This window comes from Paraburkholderia aromaticivorans, from assembly GCF_012689525.1.
Lineage (GTDB): Bacteria > Pseudomonadota > Gammaproteobacteria > Burkholderiales > Burkholderiaceae > Paraburkholderia > Paraburkholderia aromaticivorans_A.
In genome coordinates this window covers 944713-963934 of the sequence record NZ_CP051515.1, presented here as the reverse complement: position 1 = coordinate 963934, position 19222 = coordinate 944713, and the positions used below count along the sequence as shown (strand labels likewise).

The window sequence follows — 19222 nt, the reverse complement described above, 5'->3', positions numbered from 1 at the left end:
GGTCGGCACGCTGCCGGTTAGCGTTGCAACAACGACTGAAAATGGGTGTACACCCGTTCAGCGTCCGGTTCGAGACCGGTGAAAATGCGCATGGCGTCGACCGCCTGATACACCGCCATGCCGCCGCCGCTCAGCGTGCGGCAGCCGATGGCTTCAGCCGCCTGCAACAGCGCGGTGCGGATCGGGAAATAGACGATGTCCGCGACCCACAGATCGCGGTGCAGCAATTCGACCGGCAACGGCAAGCCGGGCAATTTCGCCATGCCGGTGGGCGTGGCGTGAATCAGGCCGTTGGCGGCCGCGAGCGATTCGGCGAGCGAACTGCCGGCGCTGACGGCGGCGGCCGGAAAACGCTTCTGCAATTCGTCGGCGAGCGACGCGGCGCGCGTGGCGTCCACGTCGAATAGCGTGAGCGACTTCGCGCCCATGTTCAGCGCGGCGTGCGCGACTGCCGCGCCGGCGCCGCCCGCGCCGAGTTGCACGACGCGTTCCAGCGACACGTCCGGCAAGCCGCGCTGGAACGCACGCGCGAAGCCGGACCAGTCCGTGTTGTGGCCGATGCGTTTGCCGTCCTTGAACAGCACCGTGTTGACCGCGCCGAGGGCGCGCGCGTCGTCGGACAGTTCGTCGAGCAGCGGAATCACGGCCTGCTTGCACGGGTAGGTGATGTTCAGGCCGTTGAAGCCCATGCGTTCGGCGGCCATCAGCAGATCGGGCAGCGTGGCGACGTCGAGGTTCAACGCTTCCAGGTCGATACGGCGGTACACATAGTGCAGGCCGAGCTTGCTGCCCTCTTCCTCGTGCATCGCAGGCGTCAGCGATCCGCTGATGCCCGCGCCGATCAGGCCGACCAGATAGGAATGGGGAGTTGCCTGTGAGTTCGCTTGTGCGTTCACTTGTGAGTTCATTTCGCCGCCCTATCCTTAAGAATGGTCGCCATCCGCTCCAGCGCCAGTACATAGCCTTGCGTGCCGCAACCGATGATGATCGCGTCCGCCACCGCCGACACGTACGAGTGATGCCGGAACGCCTCGCGGCGATGCACGTTTGAAATATGCACTTCGATGACCGGCTTTTCGATTGCCGTAAGCGCATCGGCGATAGCCACCGACGTATGCGTGTAAGCCGCCGGATTGATCACGATGCCGTCGACCTTGGACCGCGCCGCATGCAGCCAGTCGATCAGCTGATGCTCGGCGTTCGACTGACAGAAGTCGATCGACAGATTCAACCGCTCTCCCGCATCGCGGCAAAGTTTCGCGACGTCGTCGAGCGTTTCCGAGCCATAGAAAGCCGGCTCGCGCGTGCCGAGCAGATTGAGGTTCGGTCCATTGAGGACCAGTACTGACGCAAAACTCATGACAACCACTCCTGCTAAGTAAGGCAAGAAGCCAGCCACGGCAATCGCCGTGGTTTTGCAACGTGAGCGAAGTGTGCGCGCATTGGGCGTCGCCGTCATTCGGGGTTTCTACGAATTTGTACCATCTAGTTAGTTTGTATAAACTGTCGAGAATTTCGGTTAGTGTGGGCGATTGTGGCTTGCGTCTTGCTGGCGTGTGTAACGAACTAGTCCATTTTCCGCATTGCAGCATGCCCGTCGCCGGACATGCGAGCGTCGCGCGCCGGCTGTTGCGCGCCTTATTCAACAGCCGTTTGATTGTTTTTGCAGGAGCCGTTCATGCAACGTTCGATTGCCACCGTGTCGATCAGCGGAACCCTCGTCGAGAAGCTGACCGCGATCCAGGCGGCGGGCTTCGAAGGCGTCGAGATCTTCGAGAACGATTTGCTGTATTTCGACGGCTCGCCCGCCGACGTGCGGCGCATCGCCGAAGATCTCGGGCTGAAAATCATGCTGTTTCAGCCCTTCCGCGATTTCGACGGGGTCAGCCCGGAGCGCCTCGAGCGCAATCTCGACCGCGCGAAGCGCAAGTTCGACGTGATGCATGAACTGGGCACCGACCGCATTCTGGTGTGCAGCAACGTTTCGCCCGACACCATCGGCGACGACTCGCTGATGACCGACCAGCTCGGCGCGCTGGCCCGCGCGGCGGAGGCGGCCGGCGTGATCGCGGGCTACGAAGCGCTCGCGTGGGGCAAACACGTCAAGACCTACCGGCACGCGTGGAAGCTCGTGAACGCCGTGAATCATCCGAATCTTGGGCTCGTACTCGACAGTTTCCACACCCTGTCGCTCGACGATACGCCGGACGCGATCGCCGACATTCCGGGCGACCGCATCGCCTTCGTGCAGATCGCCGATGCACCGAAGCTCGCCATGGACGTGCTCGAATGGAGCCGCCACTATCGCTGCTTCCCGGGCCAGGGCGATTTCGACCTGGCCAATTTCACGGCGCAGGTCATGAAAACGGGCTACAGCGGCCCGCTTTCGCTGGAAATTTTCAACGACGGCTTTCGCGCCGCGCCGACCACCATTACAGCTGCGGACGGTCATCGCTCGCTGCTGTTCCTCGAGGAACAGACCCGCGCGCTGCTCGAAACCACGCAGCAGCCGGTCGGCGACCTGTATCGCTCGCCCGCGGCGCCCGCGCACGTCGGCTATCAGTTTCTCGAATTCGCGGTCGACCACGCCACGCGCGCGCAACTCGTCGACTGGCTCGGCAAACTGCGGTTTCGCGAGGCGGGCCGGCATCGCTCGAAGGAAGTCACGCTGTATCAGCACGGCGCGGCCTCAATCGTGCTCAACGCCGAGCCGGATTCGTTCGCCAACGCGTTTTTCCAGCAGCACGGTTTGTCGCTGTGCGCGTCGGCGTTTCGCGTGGACGACGCCAATCAGGCGTTCGAACGCGCCGCCGGCTTCGGCTACGCGCCGTTTTCCGGGCAGATCGGCCCGAACGAGCGGGTGCTGCCCGCCGTGCAGGCGCCGGACAGCAGCCTGAACTATTTCGTCGACGAAACACCGGATCAGCCTACGTTGTTCGAGGCCGATTTCGTCCTCACCGACATCAACGGCCCGAGCGAAGTGGGGCCGCTCAGCCGTATCGACCATGTGTGCTTGTCGGTGCCGGCGAATTCGCTGGATACGTGGGTGCTGTTTCTGCGCACTGCTTTGGGCTTCCAGGCCGAGCCTGGCGTGCTGGTGCCCGATCCGTACGGTCTCGTGCGCAGCCGCGCGCTGCGCAGCCACGACGGCTCGGTGCGTATCGTGCTGAATGCCTCCGTGGACCATCACACGGCGGTAGCCGAGGCGTTGCATACCTATCACGGCTCAGGCCTGAACCACGTCGCCTTCAGCACCGGCGACATTTTCAGCGCGATTCCCGAGTTCGTCGCCGACGGCTTGCCGGTGCTGCGCATCCCGCGCAATTACTACGAGGATCTGGCCGCCCGCTACGCGTTGCCGGACGAGACGCTGGAGGCGTTGCGCGCCAATAACATCCTGTACGACCGGGACGAGCGCGGCGGCGAGTTTTTCCACGCTTACACGGAGCAACTCGACCAGCGCTTCTTCATGGAGATCGTCGAGCGGCGCGGCGGTTACGACGGCTATGGCGCGGCCAATGCCGCCGTGCGGCTCGCCGCGCAGGCGCAGCGGCGCAAGTAGGCTTTCAGCGCGTCAGGCGGGCAATTCTGGTCCGGCGATTCGGGCTGGGCGGGCACGGCGTGTGCGGCTTCGGGTGGGGTAGCCGCGCCGCACCGATATAATGGCGCCTGATTTCGCGGCCGATGCCGCGCGGTTGCGTCACAAGCGGGTGCCGCGCGTGGCGTCGTCGGCCGAATGTAACGCCAGGAGAGATATGAAGAAGTTTGCCGTAGTCCTGTCAGTTCCCCTGCTCCTCAGCGCTTGCGCGTACTTCCAGAAGAATCCGGATGCCGGCGAGCCCGTCACAGACACCAACACGCAGCGCTCCGTCAACGACGTGGTCTCGTGCCTGACGCAATTGGCCACCAGCCACGACGCCGCGTTCAAGTCCACGGCGATCCCGCAAGGCCAGATGCTCGATTTCGGCGATTCGAATATCGTCAAGGTGCGTAGCGATAACGGCGCCACGACTTACCGTTTCTATGCGGGCAAGCGCCACGTGAGCAACCTGTGGATCGAGTCGGCGGGCAAAACCTGCGCCCCGTAAGGGTTTGCGGGAGAGAAAGGAAGCGTAAGTGTGACAATCGGTAACATGGTTCGATGCAATCTTCGTGTCATGGTGTTACAGGACAATGGTGTCTTAAGAATCGTTTAAGACTTCGTCCGCATCATCCACCCGATACCACACCGCACAAGGTGCGAACCATGAACCAGCCCGATCACAACACGAACGACACGCCGGCGCCGGCCAAGCGACCTACCATTCTGCGCCGCCTGCTGAGCCATCACGAGCTGGCGACGCTGCTGCTGTTGCTGCACGCGCCGATCGACGCGTTTGCGAAACCCGAGATTCCACAGCTTCATGAAGCCGGCCTGATCGAAACCGTATCCGGCGACGCAGGCGCTTCGCATATCCGTCTGACGCCCGAAGGCAATGCCGTGCTGCGCGGCCTCGGCATAAAGTAACGCGCGCCGCTGGGTTCGAGCTCGAAAGCACGCGAAGCGAGCGCGTACAGGTCTCAGGCCGTTTGACCTGGCCGAGCGCCGGCCAGACCCACGCTGACGAACGCCGCAGCCCCTTCACACGACTCACGCCTGCCACACGCCGTACCCCGCCTCACGCAGGCCAATCGCCAATTCCACTTCCATATCCTGTGCGCCGCGGTAAGGCATGGGGTTGAACACTTCATACAGTTCGGGCACGAGACGCAAGCCGTAATCGCGCACATAGCGATTGGCCTGAATGCCGGCCTTATGCCGATCGAAGCGCAGATCCGGGTCCAGTCCCGTCATTCCCACATACACGCAAGGCTTGTCAAACCGGTAATCCGGATTCGCGCGGCGAAAACGCGCCTCGTTCCAGACCTTGTCGTCCAGCGCGACGACGTAGACGTAGTAGTGATGCTTGCGACGAGCCATGTGCTGCGGTTCAGCTCCGCGAAGTGCCGTGCAGCAGCATGCGGTATTCGGTCGGCGTGATGCCGACGGTCGCCTTGAACTGCCGCGTGAACGCGCTGTGGTCGGTGTAGCCGCACAGCGCGGCGACGTCGGTGACCTTGTCGTGGGAAACTAGCAGCGCCGTGGCGGCGTCCAGCCGGGTTTTCAGCAGCACCTGACGCGGCGTCAGATGAAACACTTTGTGAAAGTAGCGCTCCAGTTGCGCGACCGACATATTCGCCATGGCCGCGAGCTGCTTTAGATTCAAAGGCTGGACGTAATTTTCCTGGATGGACTGCACGACCGCGGCGAGGCGGCTGTAGGCGGGATGGCTGCTTTCGTCCGCTTTCAGATCGCGGGAAATGCCGGCGAGGCCGACCACTTTGCCGGCGGGATCGCGCAGCGGTTGTTTGCAGGTCAGACACCAGCCCGGCTGGCGGCCGGGATACAGATGCAGCTCCAGTTGATCGATCATCTGATTGCCGACGTTAATGATCGCCTTGTCCTGCGCCGTGTAGATGCGCCCGAAGCGGCGCGGGAACACGTCCTCGGCGGTCCGGCCGAGCAGCGCGGACTTTTCCTTGAAGCCGCAGCGCGACGCGAGCGTGCGGTTGACCAGCGCGTAGCGCGCCTCGGCGTCCTTGACGAAGAACACGACGTCCGGCATCGCGTCGAATACCGGCTCGAGCAGCCTGAAGTGCGACAGCATGCCGGACAGCGTTGCGTCGTCCGGTTCGAGCGGATGAGCCAGCGTGTTCATCGTGCGGGTTCCGTTGGTCCGTGTGTTGGTTGGGGCGGTAGGGCGAGCGTTCGGTTTTGCGGTGGTGGGGGCTTGCGGTTGGTCTGTTGCTGGTTGTTCTGTTGCCAGTTGCCGGTGCCGGTGCCGGTGCCGGTTGCCGACCGACGCTCGGGACTCGGGACTCGTGGCCAGGCGCCTGGCACGTGCGGTCGATTATAGGGCCGCGTCGCCGCCAACAATATCCGCAGGCGTATGGAAGAACAGGTCATTCAACCGGCGGCGGCTCTGCAACCGCCGCCATCAACGTACCGATTTGCGCCGGACTGAAGGGCGGACGCGGCGCGGCGGCCTCCCAGCCGAAGTACAGATTGGCCGCCGTGCCGCAGATTCTTCCCTGGCAGGCGCCCATGCCGCAGCGGGTGTGCAGCTTGGCCTCGCGCCAGTCGGCGAAGGCGCGCACCTCGCCGATGCTCACGTCCTCGCAGCGGCATAGCAGCGTGCCGTCCGCGGGCGGCGTGCGCGCGGCGTCCCGCAATGCGAACGCCGTGTCGACGCGGCGGCCGAACCGGCGCCAGCGCGCGCGTTGCGCGTCGAGGGTGGCATGGTCGGCGGCGCCGCCGCTTGCGATGACACCGGCGATCTCGCCTTCCACGCCGGCTAGCTCCGCGCCGCCGACACCGGTGCATTCGCCCGCCGCGAACACGCTTTCGATCGACGTACGCTGCTCGCCATCGACGACGATCTCGCCCGCTTCGCCGATCGCGCAGCCGAGCGCCTGGGCCAGCGTGATGTTCGGCACGAGTCCATAGCCGCAGGCGACGCGATCGCAATCCAGCGTGACGCGCCTGCTGTCGCGGCCACGTCTGATGGTGACGCGCTCGACGCGGCCGTCGCCCTGGGCCTCTTCCACGATGCTGCCGGTCCAGTAGTGCAAGCCCGCGAACCCGCGCGTCATGCCGACGGCTTGCCGCAACCTGGCGGGCGCGGCCAACAGGGAAACGCCGAAGCGCGCGACGTCGAACGCCGAAGCCTGCTCTACCACCGCCACCACTCGTGCTCCGGCCGCGCGCGCCGTGGCGAGCGCCGCAATCAACAAAGGACCGCTGCCGGCAATCACGATCCGCTCGCCACGCACCGGCATGCCGCCCTTGACGAGCGCCTGCAGCGCGGCCGCGCCGGTCACGCCGGGCAAGGTCCAACCGCCGAATGGCAGAAGCCGTTCACGTGCGCCAGTCGCGAGAATCAGGTGCTTGTAGGTGACGAACGCGCCGCCGAGTTCCGTCGATTCGAGCAGCAAGCCGCGAGAACTCAACGGCGCGACGACGCGCGTCGACGGCCAGTGCGTGATGGTGCTTTGCCCGCTGATCGCCGTGAGGAGGACGTGCAGTTGCGCCTGCGGCGCGTGGCCCGGACCTTGACGCCAGATCTGGCCGCCCGCGCGCGGATTGTCGTCGACGAGCGCAACCGTAGCGCCCGCGCACGCGGCGGCGGAGGCGGCGTTCAAACCAGCGGGACCGGCGCCGACGATGACAATGTCGAAGTGCTGTTTCATCGCGAGCCCGTCGCCTAGTTTAACCCGGCCAGGCTGGCTCCCGGCGCGACGATATCCAAGTGCTGTTTCATCAGATGCCCACCGCTTCGTTCAAGTCGCCCAGACTGGCCCACGACCACATGATCGAAGTGCAATCTCATCGCGCACCCGCTGCGTCCTGAGTACGAACGATCTGCCCTTCCCGACACAAAGTCTGACACGCGAGCGCGTGCGCCCGGCCGTCGATCGTCACGCGGCATTCCTGACACACGCCCATGCCGCATAACGCGGCGCGAGGTTGACCGCTCACCGACTTCCGCGTGCTGCGAACGCCCGCTAACGCGAGTGCCGCGGCCACGGTCGTGCCGGCATCGACGTCGATACGGTGGCCATTGACCGTCACGCTCACACGCGTCGTGGCGCCCACGCTAGTCATGAATCACCTTTTGGGCAAAACGAACCGGCAGATAAGGCTCGCGAGGAATCACCGTGCCGCTCTCCACGATTTGCGCCGCGAGCAGCTTCGCAGTCGCAAGCGAGGTCGTCACGCCCAAACCCTCGTGCCCAACGGCGAGCCACACGCCGGGCGCGAAATCGCCGGCCGGACCGATCAGCGGCAGGCCGTCCGGCGATGCCGCGCGAAACCCGGTCCACGCGCGAATGCCATTGAGCGTCGGCAGCACCGGCAGATAGCATGCGGCGCGCCGCAGCATCTGCGCGAGCACGGGCATCTCGACGGCGGGATCGGTGGTGTCGAACTGGCGCGACGAGCCAATCAGCAATTGTCCCGTGGGCCGCGGCTGCGCGTTGAACGCCACCGAGGTGCCGGCCGCATGATGCGCGCTCTTGATATAGCCGAGTTCGAGCAACTGATGCCGGATCAGGCCGGGATAGCGGTCCGTGATCAGCAGATGGCCTTTCTTCGGCTGCAAAGGCAGCGACGGCATCAATGGCTGCGCACCCAGACCGTTCGCCACGATCACGTGCGCCGCGCCGATGCGTTCGCCGTTCGTCAGCGTGACGTCACTCGCGCTGACCGACGCCGCCGCAGCCCCCAAACGCAAATGGATATTCGCCGCGCCCGGCGATCGCGTCAGCAGCCACTCGGCGACGGTCGGCGCATACACGATGCTGTCATGCTCGATCCGCAAACCGCCCGCCATCGATGCCGCCAGCGCCGGCTCGCAAGCCCACAGCGCGGGCGCGTCGAGCCACTGCGCGGCAATGCCCTGAGCCTCGAACGCGGCATGCATCGCGCGCGCGGCCTGCCACTCCTCTTCGTCGGCGGCAACCCAGAGCGTGCCGCAGCGCGCGAACGCGTCGCGCGGACGCAGTTGCGGCGCGAGTTCCAGCCACAAGTCTCGTGAATAGCGGCTCAGCGCAAATTCGGCCGGCGAGTCGTTCATCACGACGATGTGGCCCATGCCCGCCGCCGTCGCGCCGCCGCCGATGCCCTGCGCGTCGAGTACCTCGACCCGCATGCCGAGCGCCGCCAGTTCCGCTGCGCACGCCGCGCCGACAATGCCTGCCCCGACGATCAGCGCGTCTGCCGTCATGCCGTGGGGATGCCCCACGCGAAAGGATCGCGCTCGTCGAAGCAAAGGCGCGCTTCTGCCGTGATGAACGCGTGACCGGTGATGGTCGGAATCACGTGGACGCCATCGCCGGCATGCCGATAGCTCGCCTCGAACACGCTGCCGATAATGCTCTCCTGCCGCCACACCGCGCCTTCGGCCAGTTTGCCGTCGGCCGCGAGGCACGCCACTTTGGCGCTCGTGCCGGTGCCGCATGGCGAGCGGTCGTACGCACTGCCGGGACAGAGCACGAAGCTGCGGCTGTCGATACCGTCGCGCGAACCGGGTCCGAAGAGTTCGATGTGATCGATCAAGGCACCGTCCACGCCGGTGATGCGCTGCGCGATCAGCGCGTCGCGAATCGCCCCGCTGAACGCCGTCAATTCGCCGATCCGCGACGCCTCCAGCGCACGCCCATGGTCGGCGACGAGAAAGAACCAGTTGCCGCCCCAGCCGATGTCGCCGGTCAGCACACCGTGACCCGGCACGTCCACTTGCACCGACTGGCGATACCGATACGCCGGCACGTTGCACACCGCGACACTGCCGTCGTCGTTGAGCGTCGCTTCGACGATGCCGACCGGCGTCTCGATCCGATGCCGTCCCGGCCCGATCCGTCCCAGGTGCGCCAGCGAGACGACGAGCCCGATCGTGCCGTGGCCGCACATGCCGAGATAGCCGACGTTGTTGAAAAAGATCACGCCGGCCGCGCACGTGGGGTCGTCCGGCTCGCAGAGCAGCGCGCCCACCACCACCTCCGAGCCGCGCGGTTCGGTGACGATGCCCGCGCGCCAGTCGTCGAACTGCGTGCGGAACACGTCGAGCCGTTGCGCCAGCGTGCCGCCACCGAGATCCGGGCCGCCCGACACCACGAGGCGGGTCGGTTCACCGCCGGTGTGCGAGTCGATGATGTCCAAGGTTTTCATGATGCCCATGGTAGAAATGGTGGGCAGCGGAGTCTTGGTGTGCTTGCGCGCGGATTGTGACGATTTCGGCATAACTGTGCGATCCTTCGACGCTCTCGCACCCTGGCGCGGACCGCGGCCCAAGTCGGTGTGCAAGACGCAAGACGGGCGTGACTCAGAGCGCATGCCGTCATGCTACTCACGCGCACTCGGCGCAGGTCGCCCGCCATCCTGAAATAAGCGATCCACCCTGATCCGACGACGCTATGGGCAAAGCGACTATGCTGAAATCGTCATTCGCCACGCGCGATTCACGCAAGACGGCGGGATTTTCCCTGCTTACACTGCGCTGAACACATCAACACTCAGGAGAGCAGTCGTGGCGCATATCTGGGAAGGCGTATTGCCCGCAGTCACTACCAAATTCAACGCGGATTTCAGCATAGACCGTGCATGGACCGGCAAGAATATCGAAGCGCAGATCGATGCGGGTGTGGACGGCATCATCGTGTGCGGATCGCTGGGCGAAGCGTCGACGCTCTCGCTGGATGAAAAGCTGCAAGTGCTCGACATCGCCGTCGAGGCCTCGCGCGGCCGCGTGCCGGTCCTGCTGACGATCGCCGAAAACAGCACGCTCGACGCCTCCCGTCAGGCCGAAGCCGGCAGCCGTCATGGCGCGGCCGGTTACATGGTGCTGCCGGGGCTGCGCTACCTGTCGGACCGCCGCGAGACGCTGCATCATTTCCGCAGCGTCGCCGACGCGAGTGCGCTGCCGCTGATGATCTACAACAATCCGCTCGCCTACGGCGTCGACATGACGCCCGACATGTTCGCGGAAATCGCCGACGAGAAGAAGATCGTCGCGATCAAGGAATCCTGTGGCGACGTGCGGCGCGTGACCGACCTGATCAACGCGGTCGGCGACCGCTTCGCGATTCTCTGCGGCGTCGACAATCTCGCGATGGAGGCGATACTGATGGGCGCGCATGGCTGGGTGGCCGGTCTCGTATGCGCGTTTCCGCGTGAGACGGTGGTGATCTACAAGTTGCTGAAGGCGGGACGCCTCGAGGAAGCGCGGGCGATCTACCGCTGGTTTGCACCGCTGCTCGCGCTCGACGTGTCGGCGAAGCTGGTGCAGAACATCAAGCTCGCCGAAGCGATCGTCGGACTGGGCACGGAGCCGGTACGCCCGCCCCGTCTGCCGCTGGCAGGCGACGAACGCAAGGCGGTCGAAGCGTTGATTCGCAAGGCGATCGAAACGCGGCCCGCGCTGCCGCAGATTTGATCAGGACTCGGCTGGCTGGCTTCAGGCCGCCTGCTTCTGGATAGCCGCATCGAAAACGGCGGCTTCACCCTGACGCAGATGCAGCAACCGGTAGCCGCTTTTATAAACCGGTTGCAGCCGGAATTCGTTTTGCGGCTCGATCTCGAGCAGGAGGCGCAGCCGCGAAACGTGACTGTCGATGGTGCGGGTGAATTCGCGGAACTCCCGACCCCATACCATCGCAAAGATGTGGTCGCGCGACAGCACGCGGCCAATGTTGGAGAAGAACAGCGACGCCAGCCGGTACTGCGTGCCGGATAACTGGACCGGTTGGCCGCGCAGCATGACGAGTTGGCGATGCGTATCGAAGTGGTACGGACCGACATCGAAACTGGCGGAGCTGAACCGGTCCGGATACGCCCGCCGCAGCAATGCCGCGACCCGCTCGCGAAATTCGGCTGGGCGCAGCGGCAACGCGACATAGTCGTCCGCGCCGGCGACGAGCGCGCGCACGATGTTTTCCTCGGTCGTGTCCACCGATGCGAACATGACCGGTAGACGATCGCCGCCCACCGCGCGCGCCGCCCGCAAAACCTCGGCGCCGGAGAGGCGCAGGCCCTGCCAGTCGAGCACCATCAGATCGACAGTGGAACGCGCGAGCGTTCTCGACATGCTCAGGCCGTCGTCAAAGGTCGTGCAGGAATGGCCGGTGCTCGTCAGGACTTTTTCGATCGACTGACGCATGACCAAGTCACGCTGAAGAATGGCAATACGCATGGGATGACTCTTAAGATAGCTCGGACGCGATTCTCAGAGGCGGCCCCATTTCATCCCATAGGAGCAATCCTAATTTACATATGAATCGGTCCGCCCGGACAGCGCCGCTCCGCATTCCTACATGCGCTAGCGACAAGTCTCAAGAGCACCGTCGTCGATTGCTGCCGAAAAAGCACATTCCCGGGAACTTTTCCCAATCTAATTAAGCACTTCCCGAAACAATCGGCTTTCATCCTGTAAAATCCCCGCCCGGCTCCAGTCGTCACCGCGCCTGCCCTACCCGGGCCGGCGCGCCGGTGCTCCGTGCTCTACCCAGCGCTTGCCACACTTCTCGCCCGACGACCGCCGTATTTCCACGCGCTACGTGTGGCTCCCAATTCAAGACAAGACCAAGCAATGCAAGCGACAAATCTGGGTGGAGCGCAGGCTGTCACCCCACGCCCTCTTGGGCGCAGCGATTACAAGACGCTCGGCCTCGCCGCCCTCGGCGGGGCGCTGGAGTTCTACGACTTCATCATCTTCGTGTTTTTCGCGCCGGCGATCGGCCAGCTATTCTTCCCGGCGGCAATGCCGGACTGGCTGCGTCAGGTGCAAACCTTCGGCATCTTCGCCGCGGGCTATCTGGCGCGGCCGCTGGGCGGCATCATCATGGCACATTTCGGCGACCTGTTCGGCCGCAAGCGCATGTTCACGCTGAGCGTGCTGCTCATGTCCGTGCCGACGCTGATGATGGGCCTGCTGCCCACCTACACCAGCATCGGCGTGCTGGCGCCGGTCCTGCTGTTGCTGTTTCGCGTGATGCAGGGCGCGGCGGTCGGCGGCGAAGTGCCGGGCGCCTGGGTGTTCGTCTCCGAGCACGTGCCGCAACGGCACATCGGCTATGCGTGCGGCACGCTGACGGCCGGCCTCACGGCGGGCATTCTGCTCGGCTCGCTGATCGCCTCGGCGGTGAACCGCAACTTCGCGCCGGCGGAAATCTCCGCGTACGCGTGGCGCATTCCGTTCCTCGTCGGTGGCGTGTTCGGCATGTTCTCGGTCTATTTGCGCCGCTGGCTGCATGAAACGCCGGTGTTCGCCGAACTCAAGCAGCGCAAGGCGATTGCCGCCGAAGTGCCGCTCAAAGCCGTGCTGCGCGACCACGGCCGCGCCGTAATCGTCTCGATGCTGCTCACGTGGATGCTCTCCGCCGCGATCGTCGTGGTGATCCTGATGACGCCGACGCTGTTGCAAAAGCAGTTCCACATCGCGCCGGCCACTGCGTTGCTGGCGAACTGCGTGGCGACGCTGTGCCTGACGATCGGTTGCGTGATGGCGGGTTCGATCGCCGGCCGCATCGGCGCGGGGCGCACGATTTTCATCGGCGGCCTGGCGCTGGCGGTGACGTACTACGTGATGTTCCAGCAACTGACCGTCGACACCTCCGCGCTGGTGCCGCTGTACGCGCTGGCGGGCCTGTTCGTCGGCGTGATCGGCGCGATTCCGTTCGTGATGGTCAAGGCGTTCCCGCCGGCGGTGCGCTTCTCGGGCATCTCGTTCTCGTACAACGTGGCGTACGCCGTGTTCGGCGGCCTCACGCCGATCGCCGTCTCGCTGATGATGAAGTCCAACCCGATGGCCGCACCGATGTACGTCGGCACGATCTGCATTCTCGGCGCCCTGACCACGCTGTTCATCAAGGACGTGCCGCAGAAGCACTGATCGGCTGCTTGTGCTTTGCAACGACGGCGCGCCGCACGGTGCGCCGTTTCTGTTTGCGTCGGGCTCGACGCGCCCCGCGCCCGCACGCGACATCCACACTTCATGCCACTCCGAAACATGGTGCGCCGCATCGGGCCTACGATGTATCGCATGAACTCCTCAAATTCCCCCCACTCGTCCGCACTCGGCCGCGTTCTCGCGACGGTCAGTGTCGGCTTCGTCGTCACGCAACTCGACGTGACCATCGTCAACATCGCGCTGCCGAAAATCGGCGCCGATCTGCATGCGAATGTCGCGGGCCTGCAATGGGTCGTCGACGCCTACACGCTCGCGTTCGCCGTGCTGATGCTGTCCGCCGGCGCGCTCGGCGACCGCTTCGGCGCGCGACGCCTGTACGCGGCCGGCATTGTGCTGTTCGCGCTCGCGTCGCTCGCCTGCGGCCTCGCGCTCGACTCGACCATGCTGGTTGCGGCGCGCGCGGTGCAAGGCGTCGGCGCCGCCGCCATGCTGCCGAACTCGCTGGCGCTGCTCAATCAGTCGTACGGACACGATCCCAAACTGCGGGCCCGCGCGGTCGGACTGTGGACCGCGGCGGGCGCGATTGCGATCGCGGCGGGGCCGGTGGTCGGCGGCCTGTTGATCGCGGCGTTCGGCTGGCGCAGCATCTTTCTCGTCAATCTGCCGATTTGTGCCGCCGGCTTTCTGGCGATCTTGCTATGGGTGCCACGGCCCGGGGCCGTGACGCGTCAAGGCCCGCAATCGGCTGCAACTCCCGCTCTCGTCACGAAGCCGCGCGGCATCGACCTGAGCGGCCAGTGTCTTGCCATCGTCGCGCTGACCGCGTTCGTCGCTGCTGTGATCGAATGGCGGCCACTGGGGCTCGGCCACCCGCTCGTGGCCGGCGGCTTCGTGCTTGCGCTGATCGCAGCGAGCGCCTTTATTTGGGTGGAATCGCGCGTCGCGGCGCCGATGCTGCCGCTCTCGCTCTTCAGCAAACGCTCCTTCAGCGTGGCGGTGCTGTTCGGCATCTGCGTGAATCTCACCTACTACGGCATGGTATTCGTGCTGAGCCTGTATTTGCAGGGCGTGCGCGGCTATACGCCGTTGCAGGCGGGCCTCGCGTTCCTGCCGTTGACGGGCGGTTTTCTGCTGTCGAACGTGGCGAGCGGCTGGGTGGTCGGCCGCTTCGGCGTCCGGGTGCCGATGATCGCGGGCGCGATCACGGCCGGGCTCGGCTATGGCCTGCTGCATTTCGTCGATGCCGGCACGCCGCTCATCGGCCTGCTGCTGCCGTTCCTGCTGATTCCGTCGGGCATGGGCCTGGCGGTCCCGGCGATGACCACCGCCGTGCTCGCCTCGACGGACGCGCCACGCGCCGGTACGGCGTCCGCCGTATTGAATACGGCGCGGCAGGCAGGGGGCGCGGTCGGCGTGGCGGCTTTCGGCGCGTTGGCGAGCGGCGCGGCCGCCACGCAGATCGTCTCGGGCATGCGGGCGGCGACCGCCGTCTCGGTCGGCTTGCTGGTGCTCGGCGGCGTGCTGAGCTGTTTCGTGCATCCACAGCCGCAGGCGTCGGACGCCGCGCATCGCCATGGAGGTCGCGAGCGGGTCGGCGAATCGCGCTGAGGGTGCCGCCTCTCAGGATCGTGTGCGCAAAAAAACGACCCCCGCGATGCATGCGCATGGCGGGGGTGGTTACCAATGGTTCGGAGGCAACTGGCTAGTTCGCCACGCCGCCTCCCGGCTTATAGCGACGCTTCCTGAATCGTGCCGGTGTCGATGGCGCGCTCGATCAGACCTTCGTTTTGCGCTTTGGCGATAGCGTCGGCGATCAGTTTCTCCGGTTCCTCGATCTCGGCCTTGATCGTGCTGATGAGCCCGGACGCATCCAGCACCACCAGCGTCTTCGCCGAATCAGCCAGACTGATAATCACCCGATGCGGCGTGGGCCCTTCACCAAGACTCGCGCACAACTGCGTGACGTTGCCGCCAATGGTTTGCTCAAAACTTTGAATCATTATTTGCTCCCTTGGTTACAGCCAGAATCGAAAGCGATCCGCACAGACTACCTCAACTGCCGCGTCAACGACCGAGTCCGCCACGCGGCGCTCGTGCGCCGTCGATGCTGATACGGCCCGCGCCGGTCACGAACAGCAGCAGGAAACCGCCGGCAATGCCGATGTTCTTCCAGAAATGGATGACCATGTCGCGTTGCAAGGCGGCGTCGGTGACATTCCAGAAATCGTGGCCCAGCACTGCGGTCGCCACCGTGTACACCGCCATGATCAGCGCGAGCGGGCGCACCTTGAAGCCGACGATCAGCAACAGACCGCCGAGCGCCTCGACCGCCGTCGCAATCGGCGCGGCGATCTGCACGAACGGCACGCCCTTCGAATGCAGGTAGCCGACAAAGCCCGCATAGCCCAGCAGTTTCATCACACCGCCCCACAGAAACAGCACGGCAAGGGCAATACGCGCGATGAGGATAACGCCGGAATCGACGGGACGCGACATGAGGGACTCCAGTAAATGAATAAGCAGCAGACCCGGCCCGCAGCCCGCAGTTCCCCACTTTGCACCTGACAATAGGGAGCTTGCCCGCCTTTTCCTAGCACGGACCAGGATGAGCAGCACGGGACGCACCGCATGCCGGGAAAGGAAAAAGTGTCCGGGCGGTCCGCCCGGTAGCGGCCACGGCGCATGCCGATGGCGGAATCGCCGCCGTGCTTATGCTTGAGGATACGTCGCGACTTCGATCAGATTGCCGTCCGGATCGCGGCAATACACCGAGGTCATCTTGCCGCGCGCGCCGTCACGCTGCACCGGACCGGCCTCGATTTCGACGCCTTGGGCAAGCCAATGCGCCTCGACCTCGGCCGGGCTCGTGGTCGTGACGAAGCAGAGATCGGCGCTGCCGGGCACCGGCTCACGGCCGGTGAACCACGCGACGGTGTCGGCGGTCGCGGGACGCAGATTGATCTTCTGATCGCCGTAGAACATCGCCACCCGCGTGCCGGTGCGCGACTCGAACTCGGTGCGCCGCATGCCGAGCATACGTGCGTACCACGCCGCGCTGGCTTCCACGTCGGCGACGTTCAGAACGAGATGATCGAGACTGTCTATCGAGAAGCTCATGGTTTTCGTCCCCGTGATGAAGGGCGATGCGCCGTGACGGATCAGCTCGATCCGCCGCCAGCGCTCAGACGAAAAATTAGCACGTGCGCGAGATTCGCGTGCGGCGGCCGCCGCGTTGTGCTCATGGCTTCGCGCCGCAATGGAGCTGACGAAGGTTACGACTGAGGCGCGTCCGGCGCGAGCAGAACGCCCTTCGTGAAGACGAAGCAACCATAGCCGCGTTCCTCACCCGTGGCGATCACGCAATACGCTTTGCGCGCCCGTTCATAAAACGCAAACCGCTCGATCGACGCGAACGGTACGTCGCGCGCTTCCGCGGCGTTGATCTCGACCTGCGCCTCGCGCTGCACGGCCGGAATCGTATGCGGCTCGCCCACCACTTCCATGCGCGACGCGGGATGCTCGATGAACGTGTCCAGCGGCATCACCGACAGCACCGCGCGAATCGCGCGCGGCGCGCTCACGCCATCGAGGCGGAGCAGTTTGCCCAGCACGCTGTCGCGCGCCACCGAGTCGCCGGGAAAATTGGCGTCGCAAATGACGAGTTCGTCGCCATGGCCCATCGCGCGCAGCGCATGCAGTATGTCGGCGTTCAGCAGCGGGTCCAGATTCTTCAGCACGGTGTCTCCTTGTGGTCCGGTTGGCGGCTGACCGCCGAGGTTTGGACGTGGGTTATCGGGTCGCGCGAAGCGAGCGGATCACGCCCGCGTTCGAGTCGGGCTGAAGCAGCAGGCGCCCGGATCGATGAAGGCGTGTCCGCGCGACGAATCGCATTCCAGCGGACGATTGTAGCAAGCAACGTTGCGGGCATTCGTCGAGGGTAGCGCGAGGCGGCTGCACGTCGCGTTGCTCGAGCGAGTCGTCGGCCGAACGCGCTGCATGGCCGGCAGAGTCGCGGCGCCGCCGCACTGCCAGCGCAGCCAGCCGACCACCGCCAGCAGCACGAGACCCGCGCCGCCCAACACCGGCTCGCGCCAGCCCAGCAGCGCGATGAACATGAACGCGCGCGCTCCGGCGAGCAGCGCGAAGCCGGCGATCACGCTGGACAGCGAGTCGAGTGCGCCCCACAGGCGCGCCAACGTGAGGGCCGATTGGGAAGCCGTGGCGGCAGCGGGCTCGTGCATGATCGTCTCCGTAAAAAAGTGGTGGTCAGACGCCGTCAGGCACCTGGTCGAGGAAGCCGGTGACGGCCTGCAAGCGTCCATGCGGATTGACCACGCCGAAGTCGGATCCCTTCACGATCGCGTCGCCCGCGGGCGTGGTCAGCTCCCACGAGAAACGCAGCCGGTCGGCAAAGCCATCGACCTGGCCCGTACGGCGAAACGTGTGATGCGGGAAGCGCTCGTGCACCGCGCGGATCATCGCGTCGATGCCGTCGTGGCCCGCGCCCGCCAGCAGCGGGTCGCGATAGTCCGCGTCGGCGCTCCATGTCGCGGCGATCAACTCGCGACGGCGCGTGCCATCGGTTTCGTTCCATGCGTCGAAATAACGGTCGATCAGATCGGTATGCGCGTTCATCTCCAGACTCCTTGATTGGCAGGACTGAGCACTACGCTCGGCAGACTCGATGTAGGCGGCGGGCTCGGAATGAAGATTGACGGCTTGGGCGCGGCGCGTCGATTACGTGGGAGGTAAGCATCCTCGCGCGCGTCGTGTTGTCCATCGGATTGGCCATCCGGCTGAGTCGTCAGCCGCGGCGGCAGCCGCTAACCTCGTGTGGCGAATGGGGGCCGCGCGGCGCTGGCGTGCGGCATGTGACGCACTCAACCGACACGGACACGGGGCGCTTTTTCAATATGGCTTTCACACTTGCACAACCGTATCCGCAAGGATACAATTCTCAGCAGATCGGTTCACCACCTGTGTACACGGTCAACCGCACCGAGGAATTCGACACCTGGCTTGCGCGGCTCGCGGATTTACGAGCAAAGACGAAAATACTCGTGCGGATAAGGCGCGCGGAACGCGGGCATTTCGGCGACATGAAGTTGCTGGAAGACGGTGTGTCCGAGATGCGCATCGACTGTGGCCCGGGCTATCGGGTCTACCTTGCGCGTGAAGGGCGCATGATGTATCTGCTGCTCTGCGGCGGCGACAAGTCTACCCAGCCGGCGGATATCAAGCATGCCAAAACAATGTGGGCAGCAATCAGAAAGGAACTGTCATGACCAAGATCAAAATCGCACGGTTCGACGCGTCGGACTACCTCGACAGCGAGGAAGTGATCGCTGAGTATCTCAACGCAGCGCTTGAAGACGGCGACGCCGACGTTCTGCTCGCCGCTATCGCCGACATCGCCAAAGCGCGCGGTATCGCCAAGGTTGCGGCAGACGCAGGCCTCGGGCGCGAAAGCCTCTACAAAACGCTCGCGCCCGGTTCCAAACCGCGTATGGACACGGTGTTCAAGCTGCTGCGCGCGCTCGGCGTGAAACTCAACGCAGTGCCGGAAGGCGCGGCGGCGGCCTGAGTCGCGTTTCCCGTTCTGCCGGCTTCGTAGGGTGGTCAGCACGTTGGATGGGCTGGGCTGTCAGGAATGTTTCCGGGGTTTCGTAGGCCTGGCCGGGTGTATTTGGGGGTATTCCATTACCTCCCAGGTAATGGATGGCTAGCGCGGTTTGGCT

Annotated in this window: 23 protein-coding genes; 8 read left to right on the top strand and 15 right to left on the bottom strand. The window is 64.9% G+C overall.

Annotated elements, in window-relative coordinates:
• Positions 1-17: 17 nt before the first annotated feature.
• Complete coding sequence (locus HF916_RS16205; protein WP_168789905.1) at positions 18-908, bottom strand: shikimate dehydrogenase; 891 nt, start codon at positions 906-908, stop codon at positions 18-20.
• On the bottom strand, positions 905-1360 hold the full coding sequence (gene aroQ / locus HF916_RS16200; protein WP_168789904.1) for a type II 3-dehydroquinate dehydratase: 456 nt from the start codon (positions 1358-1360) through the stop codon (positions 905-907). The genes HF916_RS16205 and aroQ overlap by 4 nt, the downstream gene beginning before the upstream one ends.
• A 318-nt stretch (positions 1361-1678) precedes the next feature.
• Here aroQ and HF916_RS16195 point away from each other — a divergent pair, with 318 nt between their 5' ends.
• The 3 genes from HF916_RS16195 to HF916_RS16185 all read left to right on the top strand — a co-directional run bounded on the left by HF916_RS16195 (position 1679) and on the right by HF916_RS16185 (position 4507).
• Positions 1679-3562 (top strand): bifunctional sugar phosphate isomerase/epimerase/4-hydroxyphenylpyruvate dioxygenase family protein, encoded by a 1884-nt coding sequence (locus HF916_RS16195; RefSeq protein WP_168789903.1) that lies wholly within the window; start codon positions 1679-1681, stop codon positions 3560-3562.
• A 193-nt stretch (positions 3563-3755) separates the two neighbouring features.
• Positions 3756-4088 (top strand): hypothetical protein, encoded by a 333-nt coding sequence (locus tag HF916_RS16190; protein WP_168789902.1) that lies wholly within the window; start codon positions 3756-3758, stop codon positions 4086-4088.
• 158 nt (positions 4089-4246) lie between these two features.
• Entirely contained in the window at positions 4247-4507 is a 261-nt protein-coding gene (locus tag HF916_RS16185; protein ID WP_168789901.1) for a hypothetical protein, read from the top strand.
• Between the two features lie 123 nt (positions 4508-4630).
• Here HF916_RS16185 and HF916_RS16180 read toward each other — a convergent pair whose 3' ends face one another.
• The 6 genes from HF916_RS16180 to HF916_RS16155 all read right to left on the bottom strand — a co-directional run bounded on the left by HF916_RS16180 (position 4631) and on the right by HF916_RS16155 (position 9757).
• A complete protein-coding gene (locus HF916_RS16180; RefSeq protein WP_007177862.1) occupies positions 4631-4960 on the bottom strand; it encodes a hypothetical protein in 330 nt (109 codons plus the stop codon).
• Positions 4961-4970: 10 nt separating this feature from the next.
• Entirely contained in the window at positions 4971-5738 is a 768-nt protein-coding gene (locus tag HF916_RS16175) for an AraC family transcriptional regulator (protein WP_168789900.1), read from the bottom strand.
• Between the two features lie 244 nt (positions 5739-5982).
• Positions 5983-7269, bottom strand: coding sequence for an FAD-dependent oxidoreductase (locus HF916_RS16170; protein WP_168789899.1), 1287 nt, complete (start codon positions 7267-7269; stop codon positions 5983-5985).
• Positions 7270-7405: 136 nt separating this feature from the next.
• Entirely contained in the window at positions 7406-7684 is a 279-nt protein-coding gene (locus HF916_RS16165; protein ID WP_168789898.1) for a (2Fe-2S)-binding protein, read from the bottom strand.
• Complete coding sequence (locus tag HF916_RS16160; protein WP_168789897.1) at positions 7677-8804, bottom strand: NAD(P)/FAD-dependent oxidoreductase; 1128 nt, start codon at positions 8802-8804, stop codon at positions 7677-7679. Before HF916_RS16160 ends, HF916_RS16165 begins: the two co-directional genes overlap by 8 nt.
• Entirely contained in the window at positions 8801-9757 is a 957-nt protein-coding gene (locus HF916_RS16155) for a 4-hydroxyproline epimerase (RefSeq protein ID WP_168792037.1), read from the bottom strand. Before HF916_RS16155 ends, HF916_RS16160 begins: the two co-directional genes overlap by 4 nt.
• A 349-nt stretch (positions 9758-10106) precedes the next feature.
• Between HF916_RS16155 and HF916_RS16150 the strand changes: the two genes are divergently transcribed.
• Positions 10107-11012, top strand: a complete 906-nt coding sequence (locus HF916_RS16150; RefSeq protein ID WP_168789896.1) for a dihydrodipicolinate synthase family protein — start codon at positions 10107-10109, stop codon at positions 11010-11012.
• A 21-nt stretch (positions 11013-11033) separates the two neighbouring features.
• Here the strand turns inward: HF916_RS16150 and HF916_RS16145 are convergent, their stop codons facing one another.
• The gene (locus HF916_RS16145; RefSeq protein WP_168789895.1) at positions 11034-11768 is read right to left on the bottom strand and encodes a response regulator transcription factor; all 735 of its coding nucleotides are present in this window, start codon (positions 11766-11768) and stop codon (positions 11034-11036) included.
• A gap of 396 nt (positions 11769-12164) precedes the next feature.
• On the opposite strand from HF916_RS16145, the gene HF916_RS16140 reads away from it, so the two are divergent.
• Together HF916_RS16140 and HF916_RS16135 are read left to right on the top strand one after the other, a co-directional pair.
• On the top strand, positions 12165-13466 hold the full coding sequence (locus HF916_RS16140; protein ID WP_168789894.1) for an MFS transporter: 1302 nt from the start codon (positions 12165-12167) through the stop codon (positions 13464-13466).
• A gap of 141 nt (positions 13467-13607) precedes the next feature.
• Positions 13608-15092, top strand: coding sequence for an MFS transporter (locus HF916_RS16135; protein WP_431311440.1), 1485 nt, complete (start codon positions 13608-13610; stop codon positions 15090-15092).
• Between the two features lie 119 nt (positions 15093-15211).
• Here HF916_RS16135 and HF916_RS16130 read toward each other — a convergent pair whose 3' ends face one another.
• The 6 genes from HF916_RS16130 to HF916_RS16105 form a co-directional block, all read right to left on the bottom strand.
• Positions 15212-15484 carry a hypothetical protein gene (locus tag HF916_RS16130; protein ID WP_168789893.1) on the bottom strand — a complete coding sequence of 91 codons (273 nt, stop codon included), beginning with the start codon at positions 15482-15484 and terminating at the stop codon, positions 15212-15214.
• Between the two features lie 64 nt (positions 15485-15548).
• On the bottom strand, positions 15549-15980 hold the full coding sequence (locus HF916_RS16125; protein ID WP_168789892.1) for a DoxX family protein: 432 nt from the start codon (positions 15978-15980) through the stop codon (positions 15549-15551).
• 213 nt (positions 15981-16193) lie between these two features.
• The gene (locus tag HF916_RS16120; protein ID WP_168789891.1) at positions 16194-16601 is read right to left on the bottom strand and encodes a VOC family protein; all 408 of its coding nucleotides are present in this window, start codon (positions 16599-16601) and stop codon (positions 16194-16196) included.
• Between the two features lie 155 nt (positions 16602-16756).
• Entirely contained in the window at positions 16757-17221 is a 465-nt protein-coding gene (locus tag HF916_RS16115; protein ID WP_168789890.1) for an RbsD/FucU family protein, read from the bottom strand.
• A 78-nt stretch (positions 17222-17299) separates the two neighbouring features.
• On the bottom strand, positions 17300-17725 hold the full coding sequence (locus tag HF916_RS16110) for a hypothetical protein (RefSeq protein WP_168789889.1): 426 nt from the start codon (positions 17723-17725) through the stop codon (positions 17300-17302).
• 25 nt (positions 17726-17750) lie between these two features.
• Positions 17751-18119, bottom strand: coding sequence for a nuclear transport factor 2 family protein (locus tag HF916_RS16105; protein ID WP_168789888.1), 369 nt, complete (start codon positions 18117-18119; stop codon positions 17751-17753).
• 236 nt (positions 18120-18355) lie between these two features.
• On the opposite strand from HF916_RS16105, the gene HF916_RS16100 reads away from it, so the two are divergent.
• Both HF916_RS16100 and HF916_RS16095 read left to right on the top strand, forming a co-directional pair.
• Positions 18356-18769 (top strand): type II toxin-antitoxin system RelE/ParE family toxin, encoded by a 414-nt coding sequence (locus HF916_RS16100; RefSeq protein WP_346777732.1) that lies wholly within the window; start codon positions 18356-18358, stop codon positions 18767-18769.
• The gene (locus HF916_RS16095; RefSeq protein ID WP_168789887.1) at positions 18766-19068 is read left to right on the top strand and encodes an addiction module antidote protein; all 303 of its coding nucleotides are present in this window, start codon (positions 18766-18768) and stop codon (positions 19066-19068) included. The genes HF916_RS16100 and HF916_RS16095 overlap by 4 nt, the downstream gene beginning before the upstream one ends.
• The last annotated feature ends 154 nt before the right edge of the window (positions 19069-19222 follow it).